The 14,415-nt window shown below is 43.2% G+C and carries 14 protein-coding genes; 6 read left to right on the plus strand and 8 right to left on the minus strand.

What is annotated here, in order from left to right; all coding sequences use genetic code 11:
- Nucleotides 1-57: 57 nt before the first annotated feature.
- Nucleotides 58-759 carry a 16S rRNA pseudouridine(516) synthase RsuA gene (gene rsuA / locus ViNHUV68_RS07945; RefSeq protein WP_391087141.1) on the minus strand — a complete coding sequence of 234 codons (702 nt, stop codon included), beginning with the start codon at nucleotides 757-759 and terminating at the stop codon, nucleotides 58-60.
- Between the two features lie 73 nt (nucleotides 760-832).
- Here rsuA and ViNHUV68_RS07950 point away from each other — a divergent pair, with 73 nt between their 5' ends.
- The 4 genes from ViNHUV68_RS07950 to ViNHUV68_RS07965 all read left to right on the plus strand — a co-directional run bounded on the left by ViNHUV68_RS07950 (nucleotide 833) and on the right by ViNHUV68_RS07965 (nucleotide 5,045).
- Nucleotides 833-2,572, plus strand: coding sequence for a DEAD/DEAH box helicase family protein (locus tag ViNHUV68_RS07950; RefSeq protein WP_391090295.1), 1,740 nt, complete (start codon nucleotides 833-835; stop codon nucleotides 2,570-2,572).
- Nucleotides 2,573-2,678: 106 nt separating this feature from the next.
- A complete protein-coding gene (locus tag ViNHUV68_RS07955; RefSeq protein ID WP_100752410.1) occupies nucleotides 2,679-3,050 on the plus strand; it encodes a PepSY domain-containing protein in 372 nt (123 codons plus the stop codon).
- Between the two features lie 5 nt (nucleotides 3,051-3,055).
- On the plus strand, nucleotides 3,056-3,715 hold the full coding sequence (locus ViNHUV68_RS07960; protein WP_391087143.1) for a response regulator: 660 nt from the start codon (nucleotides 3,056-3,058) through the stop codon (nucleotides 3,713-3,715).
- A complete protein-coding gene (locus ViNHUV68_RS07965; protein ID WP_391087146.1) occupies nucleotides 3,705-5,045 on the plus strand; it encodes an ATP-binding protein in 1,341 nt (446 codons plus the stop codon). The genes ViNHUV68_RS07960 and ViNHUV68_RS07965 overlap by 11 nt, the downstream gene beginning before the upstream one ends.
- A gap of 45 nt (nucleotides 5,046-5,090) precedes the next feature.
- Here the strand turns inward: ViNHUV68_RS07965 and ViNHUV68_RS07970 are convergent, their stop codons facing one another.
- The 7 genes from ViNHUV68_RS07970 to ViNHUV68_RS08000 all read right to left on the minus strand — a co-directional run bounded on the left by ViNHUV68_RS07970 (nucleotide 5,091) and on the right by ViNHUV68_RS08000 (nucleotide 13,087).
- Nucleotides 5,091-5,807 carry a DUF2931 family protein gene (locus ViNHUV68_RS07970; protein ID WP_391087149.1) on the minus strand — a complete coding sequence of 239 codons (717 nt, stop codon included), beginning with the start codon at nucleotides 5,805-5,807 and terminating at the stop codon, nucleotides 5,091-5,093.
- A 42-nt stretch (nucleotides 5,808-5,849) separates the two neighbouring features.
- On the minus strand, nucleotides 5,850-6,569 hold the full coding sequence (locus ViNHUV68_RS07975; protein WP_391087151.1) for a DUF2931 family protein: 720 nt from the start codon (nucleotides 6,567-6,569) through the stop codon (nucleotides 5,850-5,852).
- Between the two features lie 66 nt (nucleotides 6,570-6,635).
- Complete coding sequence (locus tag ViNHUV68_RS07980) at nucleotides 6,636-7,358, minus strand: DUF2931 family protein (RefSeq protein WP_391087154.1); 723 nt, start codon at nucleotides 7,356-7,358, stop codon at nucleotides 6,636-6,638.
- Between the two features lie 45 nt (nucleotides 7,359-7,403).
- Entirely contained in the window at nucleotides 7,404-8,138 is a 735-nt protein-coding gene (locus ViNHUV68_RS07985; RefSeq protein ID WP_391087157.1) for a DUF2931 family protein, read from the minus strand.
- A 1-nt stretch (nucleotide 8,139) separates the two neighbouring features.
- On the minus strand, nucleotides 8,140-10,254 hold the full coding sequence (locus ViNHUV68_RS07990; protein ID WP_391087159.1) for a phospholipase effector Tle1 domain-containing protein: 2,115 nt from the start codon (nucleotides 10,252-10,254) through the stop codon (nucleotides 8,140-8,142).
- Nucleotides 10,251-11,033, minus strand: a complete 783-nt coding sequence (locus ViNHUV68_RS07995; RefSeq protein WP_391087162.1) for a DUF4123 domain-containing protein — start codon at nucleotides 11,031-11,033, stop codon at nucleotides 10,251-10,253. The genes ViNHUV68_RS07990 and ViNHUV68_RS07995 overlap by 4 nt, the downstream gene beginning before the upstream one ends.
- The gene (locus ViNHUV68_RS08000; RefSeq protein WP_391087164.1) at nucleotides 11,033-13,087 is read right to left on the minus strand and encodes a type VI secretion system tip protein TssI/VgrG; all 2,055 of its coding nucleotides are present in this window, start codon (nucleotides 13,085-13,087) and stop codon (nucleotides 11,033-11,035) included. The genes ViNHUV68_RS07995 and ViNHUV68_RS08000 overlap by 1 nt, the downstream gene beginning before the upstream one ends.
- A 398-nt stretch (nucleotides 13,088-13,485) precedes the next feature.
- Between ViNHUV68_RS08000 and rplY the strand changes: the two genes are divergently transcribed.
- Both rplY and ViNHUV68_RS08010 read left to right on the plus strand, forming a co-directional pair.
- Nucleotides 13,486-13,764, plus strand: a complete 279-nt coding sequence (rplY, locus tag ViNHUV68_RS08005; RefSeq protein ID WP_038174579.1) for a 50S ribosomal protein L25 — start codon at nucleotides 13,486-13,488, stop codon at nucleotides 13,762-13,764.
- Nucleotides 13,765-14,197: 433 nt separating this feature from the next.
- Nucleotides 14,198-14,335, plus strand: coding sequence for a hypothetical protein (locus ViNHUV68_RS08010; RefSeq protein ID WP_391087167.1), 138 nt, complete (start codon nucleotides 14,198-14,200; stop codon nucleotides 14,333-14,335).
- Nucleotides 14,336-14,415 lie beyond the last annotated feature (80 nt).

A 14,415-nucleotide genomic window follows, 5' to 3' on the forward strand; every position in this document is an offset into this window, starting at 1 on the left:
ATTTAAAGCAAAAAGACTAGTTCCTATTTGGAAATAAACCATTTCCTAAACCTAGAATTATTTCCAAACAGAGTCGATTTCATCTTGAGTGAGGTAGCGATATTCACCAGGCTCTAGAGAATCACATAATTCGATAGCACCAATTCGCTCTCGGTGTAAATGCTCGACCTTATTGCCCAATGCCGCGAACATACGCTTCACTTGATGGTACTTACCTTCGGTAATGGTCAGTAATACTTGGTTATCTTCACGATCCACAATCTCAAGCTTGGCAGGAAGCGTCAGATCTTTTTCGCTCCGCAGTTGAATGCCTTCGGCACATTTTTCGACGTAATCATCTAATATCGGGTCAACAAGCCAAACACGGTAGGTTTTCTCACACTTGTGTTTTGGCGATGTAATACGGTGTGACCATTGACCATCATCGGTAATTAAAACCAAACCTGTGGTATCAACGTCTAATCGGCCAGCAAAGTGAAGTTCGTCCATTTTTACTTCATCTAGCAACATAAATGCCGTTTGATTGAAGCCATCTTCATGCGAGCACACAAAACCATCTGGTTTAAATAACATGATATAGCGCGGACCCAGTTTGTGAATTTCTCTGCCCTGCCACTCTACGCAGCAGTCATCGGTCACTTTGAACGCCCCACTTTTTTGCACGACGTCGTTCACCGTGACTTCACCACTTTTAAGGATTTTTGTTGCTTCTTTTCGCGTCGCACCAAGTGCGTCGCATAGATATTTATCTAAACGCATGAATACCTCATCTTTCTTAGGTGAGGTATTATAGTGCGACTGGACCAAATAGTTGAGCTATTTCACACAATTTATGTATACACTTCGCCCATACCAAGCTGACTCTGTCAAAGCTGTCATCCATTACTTTCGTAAACACTCGACACCTGCGGTATTGGTGCTTCCTACCGGAGCGGGCAAAAGCTTAGTGATTGCAGAACTCGCCCGGCTAGCCAAAGGACGCGTGCTTGTTCTCGCCCACGTCAAAGAATTGGTGGAACAAAACCACGCAAAATACGAAGGGTATGATCTTAAAGGGGCCATTTTCTCGGCTGGACTTGGCCGCAAAGAGACCGATCAACAAGTGGTCTTTGCCTCGGTTCAATCGGTCGTTCGTAACCTTGATCAGTTCAAAAATCAATTCTCATTGCTGGTGATTGATGAGTGCCACCGCGTTCCCGATGACAAAAACACCAGTTACCAGAAAGTCATTCAGCATCTCAGCGAACAGAACCCTGGCATCAAAGTACTCGGTTTAACGGCCACCCCTTATCGCTTAGGCATGGGATGGATTTACCAATACCACACACGCGGCTTAGTGCGTAGTGAAGAACCTCGATTTTTTAAAGATTGCATTTTTGAACTGCCGATTCGTTACCTGCTTGACGAACAGTTCCTGACGCCCGCGAAAATGATGGATGCTCCCGTGTTAAGTTACGATTTCTCGCAGCTTAAACCTGCAAGCACAGGACGCTACAAAGAGGCAGAACTCGACATGGTGATCGACAAGGCCAAGCGAGCCACCCCGCAAATTGTTGAGCAGATCATTACCATGGCTAAAGAGAAACAAGGTGTGATGATTTTTGCCGCTACCGTCAGGCACGCTCAAGAGATTTATCAGCTTTTACCCAGCGGCCAAACAGCCATTGTTATCGGTGATACCCCGACACCCGAACGCGATAGCATTATTGACCAATTCAAACAGCGTCAGATTAAGTTTCTGGTTAACGTCTCAGTACTGACGACTGGGTTTGACGCCCCCCACGTTGATCTCATTGCCATTTTACGCCCAACCGAATCAATTAGCCTCTATCAGCAAATTGTTGGACGTGGATTACGGTTATCTCCCGGAAAAAAAGAGTGTTTAGTGCTTGATTATGCGGGTAACAGTTACGATCTTTATCAGCCTGAAGTTGGCGATCCCAAACCCGATTCTGATAGCGAAATCATTACCATTCCCTGCCCTGCTTGCGGGTTCAATAATAACTTTTGGGGCAAGCTTGATAGCAACGGTTTTCTTATCGAACACTTTGGTCGTAAATGTCAGGGCTTTCTCGAAGACGATGAAACGGGAGAGCGTGAGCATTGCAACTACCGTTTTCGCGCCAAATACTGCGGTGAATGTGGCGCAGACAATGACATTGCCGCGCGTATATGTCATGAATGTGACGCAACCTTAGTCGACCCTGACAAAAAGCTTAAAGAGGCATTAAATCTAAAAGATGCCTTGGTTTTCGAGTGCATCGAGATGGATTTAACCGTGCATAGAGATGACAAGGGAAAAAGTAGTCTTAAGGTATGTTATATCGGCGAAAATCAGGCTAAAGTCAGCGAATTTTGGTCACTCACAACTAAAAATCAGAAACAGCGCTTTAAAGATCAGTTTGTTCGTCCTCATCTTGCTGACAAACACCGCCCATTTGAAGACGCTTCACCAACTAAAGTGGTGAACAATCAACACCGCTTTCGACCGCCACAATTTGTTATTGCCAGAAAATCTGGCCGATTTTGGAAAATGCGCGACAAAATCTTCGCCGATGAGTTAACCCAGTAATCGATAATTCACTTGGCGTTCATATTTGAGTCCATATACTCATATTGAGAAACTTTAAAGGGGTACCATTGTGTCTAAACGTCCAATTACACATTTTATAGTCTTGATGGTATGTACACTGTTCGCTTGGCCTACGATAGCAAAAGATCACGACGACTATGATGGCCATGCATTAGTTCAAGACGTCCACAAACCGGGCACTCGTATTGAATTCGATGAGGACCAAGACGAAGTCTACGACGCCGTAAAAAAAGGCTATATTCAGCCATTTTCTGAAATGTACGCCGTGGTTGAGCGCGACTTGCATGGTCGAATTATTCAGGTTGAACTTGAAGAGGATGATGATATGTGGATTTACGAGCTAAAACTAAACCACAATAACAACATTCTGAAAGTTGAATACAACGCCCAGACGTTGGAAATGCTGCAAATTAAAGGCAGAAACATCAGACAAGCACTTAAAAATACAGAAGACTAACGCTTATGAAAATTCTTGTTGTTGAAGATGACCCACGTTTAGGCCAACAAATTATTGAGTCACTGGAACAGACGGGCTGGGTGCCAGAACTTGCCCAAGACGGCATTGATGCTTTATACCGCGCGACATCTGAAGAGTGGGACGCGATTGTATTAGATCTTGGGTTACCAAAACTGGATGGTTTAACCGTATTAAATGGCATTCGCGATGAAAACATCAATACCCCAGTGATTATTTTGAGCGCCCGTGACACCTTGACTCAGCGCGTTGAAGGCCTCAATGCCGGCGCCGATGACTACCTTACCAAGCCATTTGAGATGGTCGAACTCACCGCTCGTATTCGTGCTCAACTGCGCCGCGCTTCAGGCAGTGCTTCACCTATTCTACAAGTCGGCAACTTGAGCCTAGATACTCGTACGTCAAAAGTAATGTGGCAAGGACAAACGGTAAGCTTAACCGCCTTGGAATATAAAGTTGTTGCTTATTTTATGCATAACCCAGAAAAAGTCATTTCACGCACTGAGCTCGTCGAGCATATCTATAAACAAGATTTCGATCGTGACTCAAATACAATTGAAGTCTTCATTGGCCGAATCCGAAAAAAAATCGCCCCTAAAGTAATAAAGACTGTCCGCGGTTTAGGGTATCAATTGAATGCCGAATAAAATACGTCCAACTCTCAAGCGCCTGAGCCTTAAAAGTCGCTTAGTACTGGCTGCCATTGTGTGGCTAACCGCGATGGTTTTTGCTGCTGGAATCAGTGTTCCGAACCAAGTACTCAACTACATGGTCGATGACACTAAAGGACAATTAAATCTATTTATAGACGAAATATCCGCGTCGATTGAGGCGGATGAAACCGGCAATATCACACTGGCTAATGCGCTTTCTGATCCGCGTTTTAATCGACCTTACAGCGGGCTTTATTGGTCTGCTCAGACTGACTCTGATTTACTGCGTTCGCGCTCATTGTGGGATAAAACCATGGTGTCTGAACGTAACGGTAAAGAGATGCTCGGCGCGCGCGGTGAGCCACTAATTTTCGTCAAAACGAATCTCTATTACCCCGATTACAAAGGGCCAATTCAAGTACTAATTGGTATCGATGAGCAACCGATTAAAGATACGGTGCGCGACCTTATGAGTCAGTTGTGGGTCATTCTTGGGCTACTCTATTTTGGCGTACTTCTCGTCATCATGTTGCAAGTTCAGTGGTCGCTGAGTCCATTGACCAAAATGCAAAAAGAGTTGGCTCAACTGCGCAGCGGAGATAAAACACGCCTTGACCAAGACTATCCGAAAGAAGTCTCGCCCGTCGTCTCTGATCTCAATGCGCTACTGTTCCATTATCAAGAGTTACTCGAACGCGCTCGGCATCATGGTGGTAACTTATCCCATGCATTAAAAACGCCCCTTTCGGTACTCAAAAACGAAATCAATAACTTGGACTCTAACACTCAACAGCACTTACTGCCTTCTGTCGAACAAATTCAAAGCCAGATTGATTATCATCTTGGCCGAGCCCGCATGGCAGGATCGAAGAATATTCTTTCCGTGCGTAGCAACGTAGCATCAAGGGTCGATGCAATTTCGATGGCATTTGACAAGCTCTATGCGAACCGTCAAATCACTTTGGTTAACGAGTTAGATTCTGAAATCGATGTCGCTGTAGAGCAAACCGACCTAGATGAAATGGTCGGCAACCTACTTGAGAACGCCTACAAGTGGTCGAATACGATTATTCGTGTTTACTCCGAGCCCGGTGAAATCGGCGACATTAATATTATTATTGAAGATGATGGACCGGGAATTCCTAACGAGGATGTTAATCAAGTCACGCAGCGCGGTGTCAGGTTAGATGAAACAACACCCGGCAGCGGTCTTGGCCTCAATATTGTCAGCGAAATGGCTCATAGTTACCGTGGTAAGCTGTCGCTTTCTACGAGTCACTTAGGTGGACTAAAAGTCACTCTATCATTGAAGCTTTCCGCCTAACCACGAAAAGCACTGCCGAGACTCTGATTAACTAAATGAACTTAACTAGTTGATGTCTGAGTAGACTTTATTGACTTTGTCCCAAGGGATGGGATCTATCGACACACCAGCTTGTTTAGCTCTTTCAGCAATTCTATCGCTGTAGTTCGCTTTATAAATTTCAGCGTTATTGCCAAAAGTATCAGCATCAAGCTCGGCATCTGGAGATAATTCAGTAAGATATTTGTACTCACCACAGCCATCTAACCAAACCTTGGTATGCCCATTGGGTAAAAACCCGAAAATAATGTCTTTATCATAACAATCTAGTTCGGCACCATCCCAAGTTATAAATTTCTTTTTAAGTGCCATCTGTTGTTTTACTTCTTCAGATAAATCATACCGAGTAGCAAAAAATCTAGCATTACTAATGGATGCCCAATAAATATAAATACTATCTGGCAGTTCTCTCGTGCCTCCAACCTGCCTCTTTACTGTAACTGGAGCTCCTAACACAAGGCTAAACCCATCATAATCAGGCAAGTCCTTTTTTATACTGCTCAACTCAGTTCTAGTCAGAAAATGCATATCGTTGTGAACAAACGATGTCCAATCCTTTTCCTCATTCACTCCATAAGCTTCGGTTATTTTTGCCGGATACAACGAAGACATTGCATATCCAATACGCCATTTAGGCATATCTTCAGGAACACTCGGAGTTTTGACAAATGCACAAGAGGCTAGCAGCAACACCAATGGGCTAGGCATTAATTTATGCATCATTAATTCTCTCGGACAACTCAGTAAGTACCTAGCCTTCGCTATCTAGTTTAACGGTGTAATTTCTGTTCTTGAATAGACTGTGTTTACCTTTTCCCATGGGATAGGGTCTATCGACACACCCGCTTGTTTGGCTCTCTCGGCAATCATGTCACTGTAGTTAGCTTTATAGATATCGGCATTATTGCCAAAAGTATCAGCTTCAAGTTCTGCATCCGCCGCTATCTCAGTGATGTATTTGTATTCACCACAACCATATAGCCATATTTTGGTGTTTCCATTGGGTAAGAAGCCAAAAATCATGTCGGTACGATAGCAATCTCTCACCACACCGTCCCATCTGGTGTACTGTTCTCTAGTACTCATAACCTTTTTCACTTCTGGCGTCAGTTGCCACTTAGTGGTGAAAAAGCGTTGGTTTGTAATTGAAGCCCAATAAATATAAACAGTGTCAGGCAAAGATTGAGTTCCTGCTACTTGCCTCTTCTCTGTTACCGGAGAGCCAAGCACTAACCCAAATCCATTGTATTCTGGGATGTGTTTTCGAAGACTTGCTAACTTGGTCCTAGTCGTAAAATGCATGTCATTGTGAACAAATGAGGTCCAATCCATTTCCTCATTCACTCCATAAGCTTCGGTTATTTTTGCCGGATACAACGAAGACATAGCATAACCAATACGCCATTTAGGCATATCTTCAGGAACACTCGGGACTTGAGCAAACGCATAAGAGGCCATCGGCAACATCATTAACACGCTAGACATTAATTTTTGCACTATCACTACTCACGAGAAACTTGGGAAAATATAGGATTACTCGCACCAGTTGACCTACTTAACTTTGTCACTGGAGTACACTTTGTTCACTTTGTCCCAAGGGATGGGATCTATCGACACACCAGCCTGTTTCGCTCTTTTAGCAATTATCTGACTATAATTTGCTTTATAGATTAAAGCATCATTGCCGAATGTGTCTGCGTCCTGCTCTGTATCAGGAGATAATTCAGTAAGATATTTGTACTCACCACAACCATCTAACCAAACCTTGGTATGCCCATTGGGTAAAAACCCGAAAATAATGTCTTTATCATAACAATCTAGTTCGGCACCATCCAAAGTTATAAATTTCTTTTTCAGTGCCATCTGTTGTTTTACTTGTTCTGATAAATCATACCGAGTAGCAAAAAACCTAGCATTACTAATGGATGCCCAATAAATATAAATACTATCTGGCAGTTCTCTCGTGCCTCCAATCTGCCTCTTTACTGTAACTGGAGTTCCTAACACCAAACCAAGCCCATCATATTCAGGCTCAATCCTTTTTATATTGCTAAACCCAGTTCTAGTCAGAAAGTGCATATCGTTGTGAACAAACGATGTCCAATCCTTTTCCTCATTCACTCCATAAGCTTCGGTTATTTTTGCCGGATACAACGAAGACATAGCATATCCAATACGCCATTTAGGCATATCTTCAGGAACACTCGGTACTTTTGTAAATGCACAAGAGGCCATCGGCAACATCATTAACACGCTAGACATTAATTTTTGCACTATCACCACTTTCGGGAAACTTGGTAAACACTAGAAGAATGTATATCAGTTTAACTGTGTAATTTTGTCGCTGGAGTACACTTTGTTCACTTTGTCCCATGGAATTGGGTCTATCGACACACCAGCTTCTTCGGCTCTTTTTTGTATTCGTTTTAGGTATGAACGTTTTTTGTAGTCGTCGGCACCGAAGCCATGGCTATCATGATCCATAACTCGCTCTGGCTCTAGCTCTGCGATGTAGATGAGTTCTCCACATCCTTTTACAAATACCTTAGCGCGCCCGTCAGGTAAAAGCCCAAAAACAACTTCAGTTCTAAAACACAAGTTTTCTATTGTTCCATTTGGACGGGCATATGAAACTTTTGAGGACATTATCCTTTTTATCTCTTCAGATAAATCAAACTTCGTCAAGTAGAACTTTGTATTAGTTAGAGATACCCAATTTATTATTATTGTATCAGGTAACTGATTCGTGCCAGAAACTTGCCTTCCCCACACACTAGTAAAGGTATCTATAGGGATGCCATATCCATCATAATTAGGTATCCGTTTACGGACCGACGAAAGCCTGCTTGTGCTCATAGTGCTAAGCATATTGTGTATTGGTGAAGTCCAGTCTTGGTCACCATTAATCCCATACGCTTGACTTATACTTACAGGGTAAAAAGATGGCATCGCCACCCTGATAGACCACTGTCTATCTGGCGCAGAATAAGCCTTGCCTGAGCAGGATGAGACAAATGCAAGCATCACACTCAGCAACAAACCATTGGTATTCATTCTAATCCTCTTGCGTAACGTTATAGCTCGCTCGTCTATACGCATTATTTTCTTTATCATACAAAGGTTTAAAGGCGAAACTGTCATCACACGAATGATGAACTAAGTTTAGATACATAAACTCATTCCTTCTCTCTTCATTCGATAACAGCCTTTCAATATCGTCGCATTTACCTTGCATAGCTAGTTCCAGTATCTGTTCATTTAACTCTTTAAATCCTGAGTTCCCCTCAATATCAAGAACTGTATAATAGGGGTTGTCAGTCCAAACATACTTACTTTCATCTTCAAATGGAACTTCGTTAAAGCTGGCCAAACCATACATCAGTCGCAAATATAGGCGCGACAATTCACCTCTTACTCTTCGCTTTATGTATGCGCTACCCGTCACGATATTTTTAGAGGAGTTAACCTTTCTATATACAAAATCTGGAATATAGTAGTCTTCTTTTTTCCAACCAGTTCTTTGATCGATTTCCACAAAGTCTTGAAGGTTCTCAGTAATGTAATTTTCAGCCCTCTTTTTTTCCCAGTCAGATGAATAAGCACGACTTATTCGTTTGATGCGCTTCATTTCCAATTCGGGTAACAAGAAATTACTATTTTTGTAGGTGTGTACTGACTGATAACCCCCACCGATATCAGAATGTGCACCAGGAAGAACGAGTTCTGAAAAATTAGCATGTTCATTGAGATGGTTTAAACTGAAATTATCACGGCACTCTAACGTAGGATCTGCAGTTAAATGGACGGCTTTCATCACTCGAGAAGGATCGAGCCACAAGCGAACATCCCCACTGTCTTTATGAGTAGAAAAATCCAAATCAAGCAAGTTTTCAGCATCCAATGACACTAAATGGACTATAGAGGCGACAGTATCAAAAAGCCCTGCAAACCGAACTATGCAGCTCGCTTTGTCAACATCCCTCTCAGCCCAATCAAACGACTTTGATAGGATGAAGCCCGCTTCTTCAACTGCTTTTTCAAAACTGGTAGAGAACTCACTCCCTTTACCATCCAACAGCATATTAATGAAGTGCCTTGCCGCTGCAGCTCCTCGACTAAATCCAAAAACATCAATATCTATTTTTCCGAGTCCATCGAGATCTTCTGGAAAGTTAGGAAAAACTTCTTTTTTCAGCGTACTTGTAAGGCTATTGATAGCTGTTATTACTTTTGCTTCAACACCGTAATCCCCGATACCTGTTCCCTGTCCGAATAGTGACTCATCTGCAGGAGCTACTGCTATGTTATTGCCAGTACCAATACCCGTAACATATACCGCGTGATGATAAACGTCACCATCTTCAGAAAATACGTTTTTCTTATATAAATCAAAAAGCTTTTGAATATTAGTTAGCTCATTGGTCGCACTACCCTCAACAGTTTCTACTTCATCATCACTCTCAGAAAATAATTTGACCAAGAAGTTTTCTTCCTCAGGGTATTTGAAGCATTCCTCAGACAACTCCGTAATTGGTATATTATTTTTCTCGTAGTCAGACCTTTCTGAGATCAATTGACAATCTGCATCGTATATTTGACGCCACTTAGATTGATACTTCTCTAACTGCTTTTTGCCCCACTGAGCACTGTAAGTATTGTTACCTGTCCCATCAAAGAACATCCCTACACGAAGAGTAATAAAGTTAAAGCCGCGTACTTGCAGTACATAACTATTATCTACTACCAACTTTAAGCTGTCTGCTTTACCTTTTTGATGGCGAGAAGGCAGAACTTCCCCTTCCGCAAGTTCGGTTACATCTCCGGCGGTTATCTCGACGTATTTTGGTGTAGAATCTTGATGTCCCTGATATTCACTGGCGAACTCTTTTGTCGGATTGGCTTCTGAATTCGGTGTGCGCTTGTCACCTTGGGCTTCAATCAACCAAGATTGACTGTCTAACTTAAGAGTGGCAACACCCGGTGCGAGCTCTTCCAATAAAATTGGAGCTTCACCTAATGATATTGAAAATTCATTACCAGCGCCGTCAATTAAAACGCCACTCACGCCTGAAAAGGGCTGATTGAACTCATCCCGAACAAGGATTTCAATCCAGTGATTACTGTTTTCACACGGATAGCAGTAAGGACTGGTTCCTGTTTCACTACTCACGACCAAGTCTCCTTAATGCTTTGTAATGCTTTAAGCTCATCAAATGTTAAACGAAGGGGCATTGATAGTTCTGAAAGGTGTAGATTCGCTTGTTTAGCCACTTCAATGATCACGCACGACTCTAGCTGCGACTTTTCATAGTTGCGTTCAATAGCACTTTCAAGCGCATGAATGATCACATTGGATGGACTGTCGAATTGCGCTAACGCATTGGGTATCAGTTCCCACAAACGTCTTTCAAGAATTTTCGCATGGTTTTGAACGTCGTAGAGCGCATCCATATGATGCGGCAATAGACGCCACCAAACGTCCACATTGAGCTCAAAAGGCATACTCGCGTTATTTTTAAACTCATGAACTTCTTGCTCTGCGAGTATCATAGTGTCGATATTGCCCATAAATGCATAACGTTCACTTTCATCCATGGCTTGAAGCATCGCGAGAAGGACCTTTTTATCGTAATAGCGAAACATGACTTCTTCACCGTCTAACGATGCGATTAAAAGGCTGCGTAGGTGATCAATCACCTCATCAACTGGCCTTTCACTGCGTAATAGGATACCTAGATCCAATACAACATCATCCAATGACGTGACTTGTTCGGTTACGGGGATCAACCAAGGTGATAAGTCCATCGCTGGCGCAAAACTCTCTCCAAAGAAGAGTGGTACCGCCTCATCAAACCCGAAACCAAGCGCTTTCACAGCAAGACGATGCGCTTTGCTATCGACTAACCAATAGGCGTTACTGTCACTCCTCGGTAAATAAGCGGCTAACATCAAACATCACCTGCTAATGGGCACATTTTCACCGCCGGAATACTTGACTCTTCAGCTTGTAAAAGAGATTGGTAACGGATGGTTTTTGCAACTTCAGGAACTGGCGGCGACTCTACATCAATCGGTAGTATTGGCTCGCTGCCACTATAGACGCTGCCTGAACCTGCACTGCCTCCAGAGTTTAGATTGATCGCAGGACCAACTAAATGAACACCACCGCCATCAACTTTGACGAAACTGCCACCGGCCTTGAGGGTAATTTCAGCCCCAGCCTCTACAACGATTTTGGCGCCACTCTTGAATGAAATTTCGCGCCCCGCCTCGGCTGCGAATAAGGTGCCAATTTTTTGCTCAAGGTTACTCTCGACTATTTCCGTGTTTGAGCCTACAACGGTCAGCCTTGATTCAGCTTGTGTCGCTGCATGATAGTTGTTAGTGATTGAGTCAAACTGATCATTATCAATTTGAACATGGAGGTCATTGCGGATATGGGTTTTTGCGTCATTGAGAACTTCAGCTTGAAAATCTTTTTGTGCATGCAAGTAGATTTGCTCTTGGTTGGCTTGATCTTCAAAGCTCAGTTCATTAAAACCATTTCCTTGGTGTGACTCAGTTCGAATCACCGTTTTGCTCTTGTTGTCTGGCAACGGATAAGGCAAGGCGTTGGTTGCATTGTAAGTTCGGCCAGTAACAATCGGCTGATCTGGATCGCCATTTAAGAAAGAGACGATGACCTCTTGCCCCACTCTTGGCAACGCAACCATTCCATACTGAGAACCCGCCCAACCTTGAGAAACCCTTACCCAGCAAGAACTATACTCGTCGCCATTTGAGTAACGATCCCAAGGGAAATGTAGCTTCACTCGCCCATATTCATCACAATAGATTTCTTCAGCTTCTGGGCCAACGACCAGGGCAACACAAGCACCATCGACTTTAGGTTTCGCTTGCGGCTCTGCTTGCCAAACAGTATTGGCTGGAATCAAAATAAGTTCATTTTGGTACGTTGTGGCACCATTACCCCCCTCTTCTTCAAGAGCTTGAGGTTGGGTTCCGGTCACGACAAGATTAATCACTTGCCACAGGTTAGTAGAAAAGTTTTCTAATTGATCTTCAAGTTGAAACTTGAGCCCGGCTTGCATTTGTAAATGGTTACTCTGAGCAACCGCTGAATGCGCCATCCTGCGTAAATATTCTAAGCGAGTACGACTAATCGCAGCGCCGACTGACTCTTGTTTGTAACGTCCAGGAAAATCAAAGTGCTCGTAAAGGTGACTGTTTTGATATTCAGCTTGCGATGCTTGTTGATCTTGTAAAAAACGATAAACTGGCTTTTTAAAACTGTAGTCGCCGGTTTGAACGTGACTTACCTGTACACGTTTGGTTTCTGCCAAGCCAAAAACATGCGCAATATCTGCAGAGCCACCAGAAACTGCATTATAAGGAATCGGTGTCTGATACTCGATTAGACACTCAGTGGCATCACAAAAAACAACATTATGCTTGTTATCTTCATGCTGGAAGTAGTACGTGATGCCCTCTTCGGCCAACAGACGATGAATAAACGCCAAATCTGTCTCTCGGTACTGCACACAGTATTCTCGAGTTGCATACTCTTTCTTTAGTGCAAAGCCGTAATCTGAAATTCCCATCTCTTGCAAAAGAATAGAGACGATTTCTGGCACCGTCTGCGATTGGAATATGCGGCTATTATGTCGTAACGACAAACGCTCAAGAGCGGGAACAAGAACAATCGAGTAAAAGGTATGATGATGGCCAGTATCGCCTTTGGTAAAGCTTCTTACCACGCCATGTACAACTCGCTCGCGAACATTATTACGATACAGCTCGAGCTGTACATTTTGATCAACAACATCATCTTGTTGAAGAGTATGACGTCGGCTGGCTAAATCAATGTTGAAACGATAACCACAGCACTCTTGGCCAGATTCTAAACGCGTCGAAGATAACGACTCAGTACCTGAAAACTGTCGAACTACCAGCGAATCATCGTCTAGCCCTTCAATTTTTATCCGGTAATGCAGTGTTGGCATAACGCTTCCTTTCTTTGCTCGCAACTCACGAGACCATTTAGTGAATCTACGCGATGTTGCAAAGATAGCGCCAACAAACAACTTGTGCTTATTGCTGATATCCAGCGCATGAACCGCTAAAATCAAGCAAGGTTTTGCCTACTTTCAGGCAGCATTTTACTCATAGGCAAGATTTCTATTATCAGAGCGTTATACAGACAGTGCTTTAGACTTAACCAATTGATAGTGCATCGCCTTAAAACAAAGGGATTAAAGGATTTTGAGTTGCGGCAAAAGAGAGAGAATGTTAGTATCCGCGCTCGCTTATGGAGTTACTACCAATTTCTCTTGAGCGTTCAATGTCCGCGAGGTCGCATTGCGGACGTATAAATCAATTTGTATTTTTAGAGAGTCATACTATGAAATTTGAAGCAGTAGTACGTACTGAACTAGGTAAAGGTGCGAGCCGCCGCCTACGTCACGCTGGTAAATTCCCTGCTATCGTTTACGGTGGTGAAGCTGCGCCAGTATCTATCGTTCTTAAGCACGATGACGTTATCAACCAAATGGACAAGCCTGAGTTCTACGAAGGTATCGTTCTAGTAATTGACGGCGCTGAAGTTAAAGTTAAGCCACAAGACGTTCAACGTCACGCGTTCAAGCCAAAAGTTGAGCACATGGACTTCATCCGTATCTAATTCCTACCAGGAATTATTCGGATAAAATCCAACCTTTTGCATATAAGATAATCGGAATTACCAACCGAGAAGTCTAGAAATTCGAAACCCCGATGCTACCAACATCGGGGTTTCACCGTTTTTGAGCCCTCAAAAACGCTCTCAATTCTCTTCAACTTACTGAAACTTCGCCACTTTACCTGAACCCACTATAACCACATCATTCTTGGGTGAATTAAGTGTGGACGAATAGTGGACTTATACAGTAGTTTCTCTCTCAACTATCTTAGACCCATTTTCACCACGACTCAAATCACTGCCCTGCTTCCCCTACTTTATTCTTTACTCTAGAACATATCTGAAACTGCCTCCAAGACTCTCTAAACGGTGTCCGATTCAATCCCCCATCAGTGATATACTTCCTATTAAATCGCTTACTGGTGAGGCTACAGAAATGAAAAAGATGACTTTGACCGAGCAAGAGCTACTCGAAGGATTAGATGCTCATACTGCGCATGCGGATGAGTTGGCGGAGCCGGTTGAGACAGAGATGGATTTAGATGAAGTCAAAGAAGAAGGCAGCCACGAGTAAAGCGCTCATTCGCAGCTGCTTATCTATTAAATTGACCTGAGGGGCTAACTCATTTTTGGACGAAAATGAGTTAGGACTTT

The sequence above is a fragment of the Vibrio sp. NH-UV-68 genome (assembly GCF_042940635.1).
GTDB classification, from domain to species: domain Bacteria; phylum Pseudomonadota; class Gammaproteobacteria; order Enterobacterales; family Vibrionaceae; genus Vibrio; species Vibrio pacinii.